At 72.6% G+C, this 16,275-nt stretch carries 15 protein-coding genes; 5 read left to right on the top strand and 10 right to left on the bottom strand.

Features of this window, described 5'->3' with window-relative positions; translation table 11 throughout:
- Positions 1–57 precede the first annotated feature (57 nt).
- The 5 genes from AQJ64_RS11245 to AQJ64_RS11225 form a co-directional block, all read right to left on the bottom strand.
- Positions 58–1,299, bottom strand: a complete 1,242-nt coding sequence (locus AQJ64_RS11245) for a PP2C family protein-serine/threonine phosphatase (RefSeq protein ID WP_055633922.1) — start codon at positions 1,297–1,299, stop codon at positions 58–60.
- Positions 1,300–1,400: 101 nt separating this feature from the next.
- Positions 1,401–3,893 carry a SpoIIE family protein phosphatase gene (locus AQJ64_RS11240; RefSeq protein ID WP_059202593.1) on the bottom strand — a complete coding sequence of 831 codons (2,493 nt, stop codon included), beginning with the start codon at positions 3,891–3,893 and terminating at the stop codon, positions 1,401–1,403.
- Between the two features lie 146 nt (positions 3,894–4,039).
- Entirely contained in the window at positions 4,040–5,317 is a 1,278-nt protein-coding gene (gene rocD / locus AQJ64_RS11235) for an ornithine--oxo-acid transaminase (protein ID WP_240512873.1), read from the bottom strand.
- Complete coding sequence (ddaH, locus tag AQJ64_RS11230) at positions 5,314–6,138, bottom strand: dimethylargininase (protein ID WP_099054088.1); 825 nt, start codon at positions 6,136–6,138, stop codon at positions 5,314–5,316. The genes rocD and ddaH overlap by 4 nt, the downstream gene beginning before the upstream one ends.
- Positions 6,139–6,213: 75 nt before the next feature.
- Positions 6,214–6,726 carry an Lrp/AsnC family transcriptional regulator gene (locus AQJ64_RS11225; RefSeq protein ID WP_055637308.1) on the bottom strand — a complete coding sequence of 171 codons (513 nt, stop codon included), beginning with the start codon at positions 6,724–6,726 and terminating at the stop codon, positions 6,214–6,216.
- Positions 6,727–6,804: 78 nt separating this feature from the next.
- On the opposite strand from AQJ64_RS11225, the gene AQJ64_RS11220 reads away from it, so the two are divergent.
- The 4 genes from AQJ64_RS11220 to AQJ64_RS11205 are packed head-to-tail and all read left to right on the top strand — an operon-like array spanning position 6,805 to position 11,016.
- Positions 6,805–7,560 carry a LytR/AlgR family response regulator transcription factor gene (locus tag AQJ64_RS11220; RefSeq protein WP_055637307.1) on the top strand — a complete coding sequence of 252 codons (756 nt, stop codon included), beginning with the start codon at positions 6,805–6,807 and terminating at the stop codon, positions 7,558–7,560.
- Positions 7,561–7,562: 2 nt separating this feature from the next.
- Positions 7,563–7,967: a hypothetical protein gene (locus tag AQJ64_RS11215; RefSeq protein WP_059202592.1), complete on the top strand. Its 405-nt coding sequence runs from the start codon at positions 7,563–7,565 to the stop codon at positions 7,965–7,967.
- An 11-nt stretch (positions 7,968–7,978) separates the two neighbouring features.
- A complete protein-coding gene (locus AQJ64_RS11210) occupies positions 7,979–9,814 on the top strand; it encodes a sodium/solute symporter (protein ID WP_079061586.1) in 1,836 nt (611 codons plus the stop codon).
- The gene (locus tag AQJ64_RS11205; RefSeq protein WP_055638738.1) at positions 9,811–11,016 is read left to right on the top strand and encodes a sensor histidine kinase; all 1,206 of its coding nucleotides are present in this window, start codon (positions 9,811–9,813) and stop codon (positions 11,014–11,016) included. The genes AQJ64_RS11210 and AQJ64_RS11205 overlap by 4 nt, the downstream gene beginning before the upstream one ends.
- Here the strand turns inward: AQJ64_RS11205 and AQJ64_RS47910 are convergent, their stop codons facing one another.
- The 5 genes from AQJ64_RS47910 to AQJ64_RS11185 all read right to left on the bottom strand — a co-directional run bounded on the left by AQJ64_RS47910 (position 11,017) and on the right by AQJ64_RS11185 (position 15,566).
- Positions 11,017–11,187, bottom strand: coding sequence for a hypothetical protein (locus AQJ64_RS47910; protein WP_107103440.1), 171 nt, complete (start codon positions 11,185–11,187; stop codon positions 11,017–11,019). It abuts the gene before it with no gap.
- Between the two features lie 101 nt (positions 11,188–11,288).
- Positions 11,289–12,239 (bottom strand): cytochrome c oxidase assembly protein, encoded by a 951-nt coding sequence (locus tag AQJ64_RS11200; protein ID WP_059202591.1) that lies wholly within the window; start codon positions 12,237–12,239, stop codon positions 11,289–11,291.
- Between the two features lie 124 nt (positions 12,240–12,363).
- Positions 12,364–13,389 carry a 6-phosphofructokinase gene (locus tag AQJ64_RS11195; RefSeq protein WP_055632961.1) on the bottom strand — a complete coding sequence of 342 codons (1,026 nt, stop codon included), beginning with the start codon at positions 13,387–13,389 and terminating at the stop codon, positions 12,364–12,366.
- Positions 13,390–13,578: 189 nt separating this feature from the next.
- Positions 13,579–14,307, bottom strand: a complete 729-nt coding sequence (locus AQJ64_RS11190) for a type 1 glutamine amidotransferase (protein WP_055632962.1) — start codon at positions 14,305–14,307, stop codon at positions 13,579–13,581.
- Between the two features lie 20 nt (positions 14,308–14,327).
- On the bottom strand, positions 14,328–15,566 hold the full coding sequence (locus tag AQJ64_RS11185; RefSeq protein ID WP_055632963.1) for a MurT ligase domain-containing protein: 1,239 nt from the start codon (positions 15,564–15,566) through the stop codon (positions 14,328–14,330).
- 156 nt (positions 15,567–15,722) lie between these two features.
- Between AQJ64_RS11185 and def the strand changes: the two genes are divergently transcribed.
- Complete coding sequence (def, locus tag AQJ64_RS11180; RefSeq protein WP_055632964.1) at positions 15,723–16,268, top strand: peptide deformylase; 546 nt, start codon at positions 15,723–15,725, stop codon at positions 16,266–16,268.
- Positions 16,269–16,275 lie beyond the last annotated feature (7 nt).

The following is a 16,275-nucleotide window of genomic DNA, read 5'->3' as shown; positions in this document are numbered from 1 at the left end:
GGTTCCTGCCGCCGGTGGCCGCTCAGCAAGTCCGCGGCGGGCGTTGTCGCCGGTCCCTCACAGTCGTACGACGACCAGGGCCGTGTCGTCGGTCGCGCCGCCCGGCGGCAGCAGGTCGAGGAGGACGGAGTCGGCGAGGGTCTCCGGGTCCGCGTCCCGGTGCCGGGCCAGGGCCTCGGCGAGCCGGTTCAGACCGGTGTCGATGTCCTCCTGCCGCCGCTCCACCAGCCCGTCCGTGTACAGCACCAGGGTGGCGCCGTGGTCGTAGGCGGCGCACGCCTGCGGCCGGGGCACCGGGGTCGGGCGGGCGTCCAGCGGCGGGTCGGTGGCCCGGTCGAGGAACTCCACCCGGCCGCCGGGGTGGACCAGCGCCGGCGGGGGATGGCCGGCGCTGCTGTAGGTGATGGTGTGCCGGTCGAAGTCGATGAACGTGGTGACCGCGGTGGCCGATTCGGCGCCGTCCACGACGTGCGCGTACCGCCCGAGCACGTTGAGGGCCTCGGCGGGACCCTCCGCGACCCGGGAGGCGGCGCTGAGCGCGCTGCGCAGCTGGCCCATCACCCCGGCCGCCTCCAGACCGTGCCCCACGACGTCCCCGACCGACACCCCGATCCGGTTGCCGCCGACCAGGTCGACCAGGTCGTACCAGTCCCCGCACACGTTCAGCGCGCCGACCGCCGGCCGGTAGCGCACCGCCACGTGACGGTGGCCGACCTGACGGCGGGCGGGCAGCATCGCCTCCTGCAGGGCGAGGGCCACCTGGCGCTCCCGGGCGTGCGACTGGCGCAGTCGCTCGTTGACCTCCTGGAGTTCGCGGGCGCGGGTGTACAGCTCGGCCTCCAGCACCCGGGTCCGGCTGCCCGGGCCTCCCGAACCCCGCGACCCGCGGGCCCGGATCAGCTCGGTGACCTCCTCGACGCGGTGCACCACGAGCCCCACCGACCCGTCGGGCCCGAACACGGGCGCGTTGACCGGGCTCCAGTACCGCTCGTCCCACTCCCCGGGCCGTTCGGGGTCCTGCACGTCGTAGCGCTGGAGGGCCATCGCGTCGCGCTCGCCGGTGGCCAGCACCCGGCGCAGGGAGGCCTCCAGATTGCGGACCCCGCTCGCGCCCGGGTCGTTGGGGTTGTCGGGGAACACCTCGAAGAGATGGCGGCCGATCATCTGCTCGCGTCTTCGGCCCGCGCCGCGCAGGTACTCCTCATTGACGTCCGCGTACACCAGCTCGGGCGTCAGCAGCGCCACCATGCCGGGCAGGGACTGGAACACCGCCGCGTAGTCGATCGCCGTGTCGTTCATGGCTCGCGCCCCATCCGCCGGTATGCCGGTACGCCGGTACTGCACTGTGTCCACCGGTTTGGGTTATTTTCGCATGCGGTGTGACGGATGGGGTCCGCGTGTCACGCGCCCGGGTCGGTGAGCGACTGCTCGGCCCAGATGATCTTTCCCTCGCCGAGGAAGCGGGTGCCCCAGCGCTCGGTGACCTGGGAGACCAGCAGCAGCCCGCGGCCGCCCTCGTCCGTGGTGCGCGGATGGCGCAGATGCGGGGCGGTGGCGCCGCCGTCGAAGACCTCGCAGACCAGCGAGCGCTCACGGATCAGCCGCAGCCGGATCGGGCCGGCGGCGTACCGGATGGCGTTGGTGACCAGCTCGCTGACCACCAGCTCGGTGGTGAACGACAGCTCCGGCAGCCCCCACTCCGCCAGCCGCCGGCTCGCGGTCCTGCGCGCCTCGGCGACCGCGGCCGGGTCGGCGGGCAGCTCCCAGTCCGCGACCCGGTCCGGGGACAGCCGGCGGGTACGGGCCATCAGCAGGGCCACGTCGTCGTACGGACGTGCCGGGATGAGCGCGTCGACCACGGTCCGGCACATCACGTCCAGGTCGGCCGCCCGCTGCTCCAGGGCCCGCCGCAGCCGGGTGCGGTCGGTGTCCAGCGCCCACTCGGCGCCCTGCGCGAGCAGGCCGTCGGTGTGCAGCGCGAGCGTGCTGCCCTCCGGCAGGGTCAGCTGCGCCGACTCGAACGGCGGCCCGCCCAGGCCCAGCGCCGACCCCTGCGGCAGGTCCACGAACGTGACCTCCCCGCCGGGCAGCACGACCGCCGGGGCGGGATGCCCGGCGGCGGCCATCGCGCACCGGCCGTCGACGGGGTCGTACACGACGTACACGCACCCCGCCCCCTGCGCCTGGGTGCCCGCGTCCAGGCCCTCCTCGTGGGCCATGCGGGCGACCAGGTCGTCCAGATGGGCGAGGACTTCCTCCGGTGGCAGATCCAGAGCGGCGAGGGTGCGTACGGCGGTCCGCACGCGTCCCATCGCCGCGGCGGCGTCGATGCCGTGCCCGGGCACCTCGCCCACCACCAGCGCCACCCGTGCCGCCGACAGCGGGATCAGGTCGTACCAGTCGCCGCCGAGGCCGGTCAGCTCGTCGGCGGGCCGGTAGCAGGCGGCCACCTCGACGGCGTCCTGCTCGGGCAGCCGGTGGGGGAGCAGATTGCGCTGGAGCACCAGGGCCGCGTCGCGCTCCCGTGTGTACCGGCGGGCGTTGTCCACGCACACCGCCGCCCGCGAGACCAGGTCCTCCGCGAGCGCCAGATCATCGGCGTCGAAGGGTTCCCGCAGCCCGCGCCGGAGGAACGTGGTGACCCCGAGGGTGGCGCCCCGGGCCCGCACCGGGACGATCAGCACGCTGACCGACTCACCCGGGGCGGGAGCGGCGGGCAGGTTCCGCATCCACGGCTCCGCCGACGGATCGAGCCGCTCGCCGTGCCAGGGGCGACCGGTGAGGAGACAGCGGACGGGGGGCGAGTCGGCCGGGTGGGCGACGGTGACGGCGGGGGCCGGCGCGCGGGGCGGAGCGGCGGCGCCGGGCGGTGTGGCGGTGGCGGGCGGTGTGGCGGTGGCGGGCGAGGGGGCGGCGCCGGGCGGTGTGGCGGTGCCGCTGACGCGTACGCCCGCCCGGTGCAGGGGGACCGGGCCGATCGGGTCCGGGGTGGGTTCCGCGCCGCGCAGGACCGGGGCCGGCAGGTCCACGGCGACCGCGTCGGCGAACCCGGGGACGGCCACGTCGGCCAGTTCCTGGGCGGTGCGGGCGATGTCCAGGCTGCTGCCCATCGAGCGGCCCGCACGGTCCAGCAGCGCGAGCCGCTGCCGGGCGCGATGGTGGTCGGTGATGTCGACGACCGTGTAGTACACGCCCACCGGATTGCCGTGGTCGTCCTCCAACCGGGTGAACGACAGCACCTGCGCCGTCTCCCGGTGCGGCGCCGTCCGCAGGTGCCCGACGTGCTCGAAGCCGACGACGGTCGCGCCGTCGGCCAGCACCCGCCGCATCTGCGCCTCCGCCGCCTCGGCGTCCAGCCCCGGCTGCACATCCCCGAGCCGCAGCCCCAGCCGTTCCTCGGGCCGGCCGCCGCCGAACCGGGCGAGCGCGTCGTTGGACCACACGAAACGCAGATCGGTGTCCACGATGGCGATGCCGATCGGCGAGCCGGACACCATCCGCTCCAGGACCGAGCGGCTCATCGTCCAGCCGGGGGCGTCCCCCGTCTCGCTCAGCAGGACGAGCCTGCGGTCGGCCCCGCCCGGCTCGTCCGCACAGGTGATCCGGGCCATCACCGGGACCGGCCGGCCGTCCCCGCGCCGGGCGGACAGCAGCCCGCTCCAGCCGCCGTCCCGACGGCACCGCTCGAGGATCTCCGCGACCCGGCCGGCGTCCCCGTGGGTCAGCAGAGCGGCCAGGTCCCTGCCGACCGCGTCCGCCGCCGCGTAGCCCAGCAGCCGTTCGGCGTCCCTGGTCCAACTCGTCACCACGCCCCGCCCGTCGAGCAGCAGGGGCGCGGCGTCCGCCACGTCGAACCGCCGGCGGGCAACGCCGTCCTCGTCGTGTGTGCCCACGGTCGACCTCTCTGTCGCTGAGAGTGGTCTACCACCTCCTGACCCAATCTTCACCCTGCCTGCACGACACCGGCCGGGCCACCCGGGAGCCCCGCCGCCTCCCCCGGCCGGGAAGCCGCCCACGGGACCACGGGTGACCGTCGGCCTCAGACCCTCCGGGTCAGCACCCGTTCCAACGCCGCCAGCGCCGCCCCCAGTTCCTCGCCGGTGATCGTCAGCGGCGGTGCCAGCCGGACGGTGGAGCCATGGGTGTCCTTGACCAGCACACCCTCCCGCATCAGCCGCTCGCTGACCTCGCGGCCGGTGCCCAGGGCCGGATCGATGTCGACGCCCGCCCACAGGCCCCGGGACCGGAAGCCGACGACGCCCTTGCCCACCAGACCGGTCAGACCGTCCCGCAGCACGGTCCCCAGCTCCGTCGCCCGGCGCTGGAACTCGCCGGTCGCCAGCAGCTCCACCACCGCCGTGCCGACCGCCGCCGCCAGCGGATTGCCGCCGAAGGTCGACCCGTGCTCGCCCGGCCGCAGCACCGACAGCACCTCGCGCCGCCCCACCACCGCCGACACCGGTACGATCCCGCCGCCGAGCGCCTTGCCGAGCAGGACGACGTCGGGGACGACCCCCTCGTGCTCCACGGCCAGCGTCCGGCCGGTGCGCCCGAGCCCGGACTGGATCTCGTCGGCGATGAAGAGGGTGTTCGTGCGCCGGGTCAGCTCCCGCACCCCGGCCAGATAGCCGTCGTCGGGGATGATCACTCCGGCCTCGCCCTGGATCGGCTCGATCAGCACCGCGGCCGTGGTCTCGTCGACCGCCGCCTCCAGCGCCGCCAGGTCGTTGTACGGCACGATCCGGAAGCCGGGGGTGAACGGGCCGAAGCCCGTCCGGGCCGTCTCGTCCGTCGAGAAGCTCACGATCGTCGTCGTACGGCCGTGGAAGTTCTCCGCCGCTACCACGATCGTCGCCCGGTCGGCGGGGACGCCCTTCACCTCGTAGGCCCATTTGCGGGCCACCTTGATGCCGCTCTCCACCGCCTCCGCGCCGGTGTTCATCGGCAGCACCATGTCCAGGCCGGTCAACTCCGCGAGCCGCTCGGCGAATCCGGCGAGCCGGTCGTGGTGGAAGGCGCGGGAGGTGAGGGTGAGCCGGTCGAGCTGGCGGTGCGCCGCCTCGATCAACAGGGGGTGCCGGTGGCCGAAGTTGAGGGCCGAGTAGCCGGCCAGCATGTCGAGGTAGCGGCGGCCCTCGACGTCCTCCACCCAGGTGCCCTCCGCACGCGCGACGACCACGGGCAGCGGATGGTAGTTGTGCGCGAGGACGGGCTCCTCGGCGCGGATCAGCTCGGCGGAGGACCGCGCGGGAGCGGCCTCGGACACGCCGGCGGCGACTGCCTCGGGCGAACGCGCGGGAACGACGGGTGCGGTCATGAACGGATCTCCTGAGTGCAGCACTTGATGCCACCGCCGGCCTTCTGGAACTCCGACAGGTCGACGGGGACGGGGACATAGCCGCGCTCGGTCAGCCGGGCGGCGAGGGCCTCTGCCCGGGGCGCGATGAACACATGGCGGCCGTCGGAGACCGAGTTCAGACCGAACGCCATCGCGTCGTCGCGGGTGGCGAGCACCGCGTCCGGGTACAGCCGGGCCAGCACCTCACGACTGCCCGGCGAGAACGCCTCCGGGTAGTAGGAGATGTTGTCGTCGTCCAGCACGAACAGCGCCGTGTCCAGGTGGTAGAAGTGCGGGTCCACCAGCGTCAGGCTGATCACCGGGTGACCGAAGAACTCCTGCACCTCGCGGTGCGCCTCACGTGTCGTACGGAACCCGGTGCCGGCCAGCACGTACCGGCCGGTCCACACCAGATCGCCCTCGCCCTCGCAGACGTGCTCCGGACGGTGCACGTCGTAGCCGGCGGTCTTGAACCAGGTGTCGTAGAGCGCGGACTCGGGACGCCGCTCGGGCGCGTGGAAGAGCGAGCCGAACACCCGGCCGGCCACGACGACCGCGGAGTTCGCGGCGAACACCATGTCCGGCAGACCGGGCGCCGGATCCACGGTGTCCACGGTGTGCCCGTGGGAGCGGTAGGCGCGGATCAGCGTCTGCCACTGCTCCTGGGCGAGATCCACGTCCACGGGAGTGTCGGGACGCATCCAGGGATTGATCGCGTACTGCACGGCGAAGTGTCTGGGTTCACAGACGAGAAAGCGCCGGGCACTCGGCCTGCGGCCGGTGGTCACACTCTCGGGCATGTCCCCAAGGTAAGAACCGACAGCGGAGCGCTACAAGGAACGAACGCTGCGTGTTCACGCATGATTACTGCGTATTCAGCCTGGTCGGCGCACGTTCCCTGCGTCATCGGGGGCTACCTGTGTGGCTCCCGCCTCCGGACTGTCCGGCAGCAGATGCGACAGCACCATCACGCTGATCGTCTTGCGGATGAACGGCTCCACCCGGATCCGCTCCAGCACCTCCTCGAAGTGCTCCACGTCCCGCGCCCGCACGTGCAGCAGGGCGTCCGCCCCGCCCGTCACCGTCATCGCCGCCGTGATCTCCGGATGGTTGCGCACCACCTCCGCGAGCCGCCGCGGCGGGGCCGCGCCCTCGCAGTACACCTCCACGTACGCCTCGGTGCGCCAGCCCAGCGCCGCCGGCTTCACCGTCGCCGTGAACCCCGTGATCACCCCGGTCTCCCGCAACCGGTCCACCCGGCGTTTGACGGCCGTCGCCGACAGGCCGACCGTCGACCCGATCTCCGCGAAACTCGTCCGGGCGTTCGCCATCAGAGCGGTGACGATCTTCCGGTCGAGATCGTCGAAAGGGGCAGTGCCGCTGTTCATGCGGGCACTGTATCCAGCGGATACGTCCACACCCCGGCACATGTCCAGCCGTGCCGATCGCCCCTACACTCCACCTTCATGCTGCGCGCCCTCGCCGTCGACGACGAACGCCCCTCGCTCGAGGAACTGCTGTACCTGCTGAACGCCGATCCCCGCATCGGCAGCGTGGAGGGCGCCGGCGACGCGACCGAGGCGCTGCGCCGCATCAACCGCGCCCTGGAGTCCGGCCCGCACGGCCCCGAGGCCATCGACGTCGTCTTCCTCGACATCCAGATGCCCGGCCTCGACGGCCTCGACCTGGCCCGCCTCCTGACCGGCTTCGCCCGCCCGCCGCTGGTCGTGTTCGTCACCGCCCACGAGGACTTCGCCGTCCAGGCCTTCGATCTCAAGGCCGTCGACTACGTCCTCAAGCCCGTCCGCAAGGAACGCCTCGCCGAGGCCGTCCGCCGGGCCACCGAACTGCGCGGCACCGCGCCCGCGCCCCGCATCCCCGTGCACGAGCCCGACCCCGACCACATACCCGTCGAACTCGGCGGCGTGACCCGGTTCGTCGCCGTGGACGACATCACCCATGCCGAGGCCCACGGCGACTACGCCCGGCTGCACACCGACCGCGGCAACCACCTCGTCCGCATCCCCCTGTCCACCCTGGAGGAACGCTGGCGCGCCCGCGGATTCGTCCGCATCCACCGCCGCCACCTCGTCGCCCTGCGCCACATAGGGGAACTCCGCCTGGACGCCGGCACGGTCAGCGTCCTGGTCGGCGGCGAGGAACTCCAGGTCAGCCGCCGCCACGCCCGCCAGCTGCGGGACCTGCTGATGAGGAGGCCGTGAGCATGCCGCAGGACCCCGTCGAGCGGCGCGTCGTCGTCACCGGCCCGCCCCGCCGCACCGGCTTCACCCACCCCCACGCCCGGCTTCGCTCGCGCGGGCGGTACCCCCATGCCTCCGGCTACTACCGCCCGCGCACCGAGATCGACGAGCAGACCACCCTCGGCCACACCTACGTCCGCTCCCTCATGCGCTCCCAACTGCGCGCCGCCCTCGTGGTGTTCGCCGTCCTCGCCCTCCTCGTCGGCCCGCTGCCGCTGCTGTTCGCGGCGATGCCCGACGCCCACCGCCTGGAATGGGCGGTCCTCGGCTTCTGCCTCTACCTCCCGCTCGTCCTGCTGGCCCGCTGGTACGTCCGCCGCGCCGAACGCAACGAACGGGACTTCGTCCGGCTGGTCGAAGACCGATAGGGGCCGGACACATGAACTCGGCGTACGCCGTGCCCGCCGTCGCCCTGGTGGTGGTCGCGACCGTCCTCGTCGGCGCCTTCGGCCTCAGGATCTCCCGCACCACCTCCGACTTCTACGTCGCCTCGCGCACCGTCGGCCCCCGCCTCAACGCGGCCGCCATCAGCGGCGAATACCTCTCCGCCGCCTCCTTCCTCGGCATCGCGGGGCTGGTCCTGGTCCAGGGACCGGACATGCTCTGGTACCCGGTCGGCTACACCGCCGGCTACCTCGTCCTGCTGCTCTTCGTCGCCGCCCCGCTGCGCCGATCCGGCGCCTACACGCTGCCCGACTTCGCCGAGGCCCGGCTCGCCTCCCACACCGTCCGCCGGCTCGCGGGCACCCTCGTCGTCGGCGTCGGCTGGCTGTACCTCCTGCCCCAACTCCAAGGAGCAGGGCTGACGTTGACGGTCCTCACCGGTGCGCCGGACTCCCTCGGCGGGCTGATCGTCGCGGTCGTCGTCGCCGCGACCGTCGCCGCGGGCGGTATGCGCAGCATCACCTTCGTGCAGGCCTTCCAGTACTGGCTCAAGCTCACCGCGCTGCTCGTCCCCGCCCTCTTCCTGGTGCTCGCCTGGCAGGGCGACGGCACCCCCCGGCACGCCTTCGCCGAACCGGCCGCGTTCCGCGAACAGCGCGCGGTCCGCGTCGACGACACCCTCGACCTCAAGCTCGACCACCCGCTGACCGTGACGGTCGACGGCACGGTCGACGGCCGCCGGCACGCGGACACCGCCCTGCGCCTGCCCGCCGGCACCCACCGCATCGAACGCGGCACCCGCCTCACCTTCGCCGAGGGCAGCCCCGTCCCCACCGCCGAGCGCGGCAGCACCGGAGGCATGTCCACCTCCCTCGCCGCGGGCCGCCAGGAACGCCCGCTGTACGCCACGTACGGCCTGATCCTCGCCACCTTCCTCGGCACGATGGGCCTGCCGCACGTCGTCGTCCGCTTCTACACCAGCCCGCACGGAGTCGCCGCCCGCCGCACCACGGTCGCCGTCCTCGCCCTGATCGGCGTCTTCTACCTGCTCCCGCCCCTCTACGGCGCCCTCGGCCGGCTGTACGCCCCGGAGCTCGCCCTCACCGGCGACGCCGACGCGGCCGTCCTGCTGCTGCCGGACCGGATGATCGGCGGCGTCGGCGGCGACCTGCTGGGCGCGCTGGTCGCCGGGGGCGCCTTCGCCGCGTTCCTGTCCACGGCGTCCGGGCTGACCATGGCCGTCGCGGGCGTCCTCACCCAGGACGTGCTGCCGACCCGGGGCGTACGGCACTTCCGGCTGGGCACCGTGCTCGCCATGGCCGTACCCCTCGCCGCGAGCCTGCTGGTGGGCGGGCTGCCGGTGGCCGACGCGGTGGGCCTCGCCTTCGCGGTGTCGGCGTCCTCCTTCTGCCCCCTGCTCGTCCTCGGCATCTGGTGGCGCCGGCTGACCCCGCCGGGGGCGGTCGCCGGGATGGTGGTCGGTGGCGGATCGGCGTTCCTCGCGGTCGCCGTGACCATGGCGGGCCTGCCGGCCACCGGCGGTCTGCACGCGCTCCTCGCCTGGCCTGCGCTGTGGTCGGTGCCGCTGGGCTTCCTCACCATGATCCTGGTCTCCCTGGCCACCCCGGGCCGCGTCCCGGCCGGCACGGCGGCGATCCTGGCCCGCTTCCACCTGCCGGAGGAACTGCGCACGGAGGAACTGCGCACGGAGGAACGCAAGGCATCGGAGGAGCACAGGGCGCCGGAGGAACGCGGGGCATCGGAGGAGCACAGGGCGCCGGAGGAACGCAGGGCATCGGAGGAGCACAGGGCGCCGGAGGCCAAGGCATGAGCGGTTTCCTGGCGGGCGTGTGCATCGCGATCCTCCCCTTCCTGGCCCTCGGGCTCTGGCTCGGCCGCCGCACCGCCCGCCCCGACCGCCAGGGCGGCCTCGGTACCCCCGTCGAGCACGCCACCTTCCAGACCCTGCACACCGCCTCGCTCGCCGCACCCCCGCTGCGGGCGGGCCTCACCGAGGAGACGGCCCGCAAGTCCGCCCGCAGACTGCGCACCCTCCTCGGCACGGACGCCCTCTGCCTCACCGACCGCGAGCAGGTCCTCGCCTGGGACGGCGTGGGCGCCCACCACCGCACCGAGATCATGGAACGCCTCGCCGCCCCCCTGGACAGCGGCCGGGGCGAGGCCTTCCGCCTCACCTGCGACCACGCCGACTGCCCGGTCCGCTGGGCCGTGGTCGCCCCCCTCACCGTCGACGACCGGGTGCACGGCGCCCTCGTCGCCTGCGCGCCCCGCGAGTCGGCCGTCCTGGTCCGCGCGGCGGGAGAGGTGGCCCGCTGGGTCAGCGTCCAGCTGGAACTCGCCGATCTCGACCAGTCCCGTACGAAACTGATCGAGGCGGAGATCAAGGCCCTGCGCGCCCAGATCTCCCCGCACTTCGTCTTCAACTCGCTCGCCGTGATCGCGTCCTTCGTCCGCACCGACCCCGAACGCGCCCGCGAGCTGCTCCTGGAGTTCGCCGACTTCACCCGCTACTCGTTCCGCCGGCACGGCGACTTCACCACCCTCGCCGACGAGCTCCACGCCATCGACCACTACCTGGCCCTGGTCCGCGCGCGCTTCGGCGACCGCCTGGCCGTCACCCTCCAGATCGCCCCCGAGGTCCTCCCGGTCGCCCTGCCCTTCCTCTGCCTCCAGCCCCTGGTGGAGAACGCCGTCAAGCACGGCCTGGAGGGCAAGGCGGAGAAGTGCCACATCCAGATCACCGCCCAGGACGCCGGCGCCGAGGCCCTGGTCGTCATCGAGGACGACGGCGCCGGCATGGACCCGGTCCTGCTGCGCCGCATCCTGGCCGGTGAGGTCAGCCCCTCCGGCGGCATCGGCCTGTCCAACGTCGACGACCGGCTCCGCCAGGTGTACGGCGACGACTACGGCCTCGTCATCGAGACGGCCGTGGGGGCGGGCATGAAGATCACCGCCCGGCTGCCGAAGTACCAGCCGGGCGTCCACTCGGCGGCCCGCCTGGGCCCGGGCTGATCAGCCGGTCTTCAGCACGATCATCGCCAGCGTGATCAGCCCGAGCACGACCCAGCCGAACCACAGCCAGCCGTTGCTGCCGAGCGCCACCGTGTAGGCGGTCACCGCGACCAGCGCGCCGACGGTGAGCACCCCCATGGTCTTCGTGGAACTGTCCGTGGAACCTGCCATCGCGACACCCTCCTAGGGCCGCCCTCCACCGGGCGCGTCCACCTCCATGGTGCCCCGCCGCACCCGAGACCGCCCCGAATTCCCCGCCCGCGGCCCCCGCCTCAGCGTTCCCGGGCGCTGAGCGAGGCGAGATAGGCGTTGTACGCCTCCAGCTCCTTGTCGCCGTCCCGGTCGGCGGCGCGGTCCTGGCGCTTGGCCTGCCGCTGCTCGGAGCCGTACCACTGGAACAGCAGCGCGATCAGCACCAGCACGGACGGAATCTCACTGAACGCCCACGCGATGCCGCCCGCGACGCTCTGGTCGGACAGCGCGTCGATCCCGAGCGAGGCGGGCGGGTTGCGGAAGGTGTCGACCATCGGCTCGGACGCCATCATCAGCGCGATCCCGAAGAACGCGTGGAACGGCATCCCGGCGAACAGCTCCAGCATCCGCATCAGATACCCGGGCCGCCGCGGCCCCGGGTCCACCCCGATGATCGGCCAGAAGAACACCACACCGACCGCGAAGAAGTGCACCATCATCGCGATGTGCCCCGCCTTGGAGCCCATCAGGAAGTCGAACAGCGGTGTGAAGTACAGCGCGTACAGCGAGGCGATGAACATCGGGATGGTGAACGCCGGATGCGTGATGATCCGCATGTACCGGCTGTGCAGCAGCGTCAGCAGCAGCTCACGCGGCCCCTTGCGCCCCGATCCGGCGGTCGGCAGGGCCCGCAGCGCGAGCGTGACGGGCGCGCCGAGCAGCACCAGGATGGGCGACAGCATGCTGATCACCATGTGCTGCACCATGTGCACGCTGAACATGACCATCCCGTAGTCGTTCAGCGCGGTGCACATCATCAGCATCACGGTCAGCACGCCGACGGCGAACGACACCGTCCGCCCGACCGGCCACGCGTCCCCCCGCCGCCGCAGCCGCACCACACCCCATGCGTACAGCCCCAGCCCGGCGAGACAGGCGACCAGGAAGAACGGATCCGCCGACCACTGAAGCCCCCGCCCCAGCGTGAACGGCAGTAGATCCATATGCGTGCCGTGCCCGCTGTGATCCATGGTGGGCGGCTCCTGATTCGTGGGGGGTTGTACGTTTCCTGCCGCGCACCAGAGTAGAACCGCCCCCGGTCGCTCTTGCGACCGGGGGCAGCTGGTCCTACCTGGAGGGGTGCGGGGAGGACGGCTAAAGCACCGTCTCCGCCTCGGCGTACCGCTCGGCCGGCACGGTCTTGAGCGTCTCCACGGCCTCGGCCAGCGGCACCATCACGATGTCCGTCCCCCGCAGGGCCGTCATCTTCCCGAACTCCGCCCGATGCGCCGCCTCCACCGCATGCCACCCGAACCGGGTGGCGAGAACACGGTCGTACGCGGTGGGCGTACCGCCCCGCTGCACATGCCCGAGGATCACCGGACGGGCCTCCTTGCCGAGCCGGTCCTCCAGCTCGATGGACAGCTGACGGGCGATCCCGGCGAACCGCTCGTGCCCGTAGATGTCCTTGGCGCCCTCGTCGAAGTCCATGGTCCCGGCGCGAGGCTTCGCGCCCTCCGCGGCGACGACGATCGCGAACCGCTTGCCCGCCTCGAACCGCTCGCCGACCCGCCGGGCCAGCTCCTCGATGTCGAACGGCCGCTCCGGTACGACGATGGCGTGGGCGCCCGCCGCCATGCCGGACTGAAGCGCTATCCAGCCGGTGTGGCGCCCCATGACCTCGACGACCAGCACCCGCTGGTGGGACTCGGCGGTGGTCTTCAGCCGGTCGAGCGCCTCGGTCGCCACCCCGACGGCCGTGTCGAAGCCGAAGGTGACGTCGGTGACGGCGATGTCGTTGTCGATGGTCTTCGGCACGCCGACGATCGGCAGTCCGGCGTCGGACATCAGCCGGGCCGCCTTGAGGGTGCCCTCACCGCCGATGGGGATGATCGCGTCGAGCCCGAGCTCCTCGACATGGCCCCGGGCCCGCTCCACGCCGTCCCGCAGATGCGAGGGCTGGACCCGGGAGGAACCGAGGATGGTGCCGCCGCGGGCCAGGATCCCGGCCACCGCGTCGAGGTCGAGCTTGAGGTAGTCGCACTCCAGGAGGCCCTTCCAGCCGTCCCGGAAGCCGATGACCTCGTCGCCGTGGTCGGCGACGGCACGGTGCACGACGGACCGGATGACGGCGTTCAGGCCGGGGCAGTCGCCGCCGGACGTGAGGACACCAATGCGCATAGCCCGAAAAACCTTCTCCACGAGGGCCGGATCCGGACCCCGTCGTCCGGCTCGATCCCCGCCACCCTAGCGGCAGGAGGGGGCGGGGCCGAAGCATGCGTCCGCCTGCTGGACGTGCCTGCTCACCTGTGCGGACGCACGGTCAGACGGGCTGCTGACGGTGCTCTGAAAAGCAGGTGAACGGACAACTCACGCAGGCTGCTGCGCTGCCGAGATGCGCTCGTTGCGGAGTGCCTCGTACCAGCGGTCGTCGGTCGGCGGCAGCGCGTTCACGTCGAGGGCCAGCTTCAGCAGCAGGTCCGCGATGAGCGGGTTGCGGGCGAGCACCGGCCCGTGCATGTACGTGCCGAACACGGTGTCGTTGTACGCCCCCTCCGTGCCGTCGCCGGTGCCGTTGCCCTTGCCGAGCTGGACGCGGGCGAACGGGCGGGCGGTCGGGCCGAGGTGGGTGACGCCCTGGTGGTTCTCGAAGCCGGTCAGGGCCGGCAGCCCGAGCCGGGGGTCGATGTCGGCGAGGACGTCACCGACGCACCGCTCGCCCTCGCCGCGCACCGTGGTGACGTCGAGGAGGCCGAGGCCCGGCTGGCGCTGGCCGACGTCGTTGACGAACTCGTGGCCGAGGATCTGGTAGCCGGCGCAGACCGCGAAGACGATCGCGCCGTTGTTCACCGCCTGGAACAGATGCCCGTCGCGCAGCAGCCGCTCCGCCGCGAGCCGCTGGGGCCGGTCCTCGCCGCCGCCGATGAGGTAGATGTCGCCGGAGGTGGGGATCGGCTGGTCGCTGCGCACGTCGAGGCGGGCCACGTCGAGGCCCCGCTGGCGGGCCCGGCGCTCCACGACCAGGACGTTGCCCTGGTCGCCGTAGGTGCTCAGCAGGTCCGGGTAGACCCAGACGATCCGCAGTTGGTTGTCGCTCATGAACTGGTCGTCCTTCGTGGTCAGTTGCCGACGCGGCGGCGCAGGTCCTGGAACGCGGTGTAGTTCGCGATGACCTCGATCCGGCCCGGCGGGCACTGCTGCACGGCCTGGTCGACGCTGTCGCACACCTGGAAGTGCTGGTTCGCCACCTCGAGGCGCACCGCGAGGTCCAGCTTGCGGTCACCGATGACGAAGATCGGGTGGCCGGTCAGCCGCGTGTAGTCGACGTCCCACAGCCAGGAGGTGTCGGTGCCGTCGGCGCCGCGCGCGTTCACCGAGAGGATCACCGGGGCCGGTGCAGGATCGATCAGGCTGAACGTCTCGAGCCAGCCCGCCGGGTTCTTGGCGAGCAGCAGCCTGAGGTCACGGCCCTGGAACTGGACGACGTCGTAGCGTCCGGCGACGGCCTGCACCTGGTACATGCGCTCCAGCGCGACCTGCGGCGGCACGCCGAACACGGCGGCGACGGCGGCGGAGGAGGCGGCGTTGGCCTTGTTGGCCCGCCCCGGCAGCTGGAGGTGGATGGGCCAGGCGGACCCGTGCGGGTCGAGCACGTGGTCCCCGGACAGTGCCCAGCTCGGCTGCGGCCGGCGGAACCCGCACTCGCCGCAGAACCAGTCGTCGCCGGGGCGCTGCATGACACCGCCGCAGGACGGGCACGACCAGGCGTCGTCCTTCCACATCTGCCCGGCGGCGACCCACACCACGTTGGGGGAGGAGGACGCGGCCCACACCACCAGCGGGTCGTCGGCGTTGGCGACGATGACGGCCTTGGAACCGGCGAGTCCCTCGCGCCAGTTCTCCGCGAGCATCCGGGTCTCGGCGGCGCGGTCCAGCTGGTCGCGGGAGAGGTTCAGCAGGGCGATGCACTTCGGGGCGGTGTCCCGGGCGACGCCGGCGAGGTACTTCTCGTCGACCTCGATGACGCCGTACTTGGAGTCCGAGCCGCCCGCGAGCGCCGAGGTGATGCCGGCCGGCATGTTGGCGCCGAGCGCGTTGGACACGACCGGCCCCGCGGCCCGCAGGGCCTCGGCGATCAGCCGGGTCGTGGTGGTCTTGCCGTTGGTCGCCGACACCAGGATGACGTCCAGGTTCTGGGCGAGCCGGGCGAGGAGATCGGGGTCGAGTTTGAGTGCCACCCGGCCACCGATCACCGATCCGCTGCCGCGTCCGGCCGCGCGCGATGCCGCAGCGACCGCCTTGCCCGCGGTCACGGCGATCTTGGCCCGCGGCGTGAGCGGGTCCGAGTTGCCTGCCATCAGTTCTCGATCCTCCTTGCGTACGCGCCGCGCCTCTGCCGTACGGCAACGTGGTAGGGGGTCAGCCTATCGAGATCCATTCGCAGGCCCGAATCGCGGCACCACCTCACGCCCGTACGGCATGCGCGTGTCAGAAGGGACCGTACCCTTGCCGCCATGCGACACGGCTCCATCCAGGGCGCGCACGGACGCGTCCGGCCCCTCATCCTCCTCGGCGATCCCGTCCTGGCACAGCCCTGCCGGGAGGTCACCGACTTCGGCCCCGGACTCGCCCGGCTGGTCGAGGACATGTTCGCCACGATGTACGCGGCCCAGGGCGTCGGCCTCGCCGCCAACCAGGTCGGCGAACCCCTGCGGGTCTTCGTCTACGACTGCCCCGACGACGAGGACGTCCGCCATCTGGGCCATGTCGTGAACCCGAGGCTGGTGGAGGCGGACGGGATCGTGCTGCGCGGCCCGGAGGGCTGTCTCTCCCTCCCGGGCCTGGAAGCGGGAACGGAACGCCACGACCACGCGGTCGTCGAGGGCTTCACCGTGACCGGCGAGCCGATCACGGTCCACGGCACGGGATTCTTTGCCAGATGCTTGCAGCACGAGTGCGACCACGTGGAGGGCATGGTGTACGCGGACCGCGTGCAGGGCTGGCGCAGGCGAAGACTGCTGCGCCAGGTCGGGCGAGCCTCTTGGCACAGGGAGGCCTGACCCACCC

Source organism: Streptomyces griseoruber (genome assembly GCF_001514205.1).
Lineage (GTDB): Bacteria > Actinomycetota > Actinomycetes > Streptomycetales > Streptomycetaceae > Streptomyces > Streptomyces griseoruber.
The sequence above is the reverse complement of the archived record's forward strand: the minus strand, read 5'-3'. Positions and strand labels throughout refer to the sequence as shown.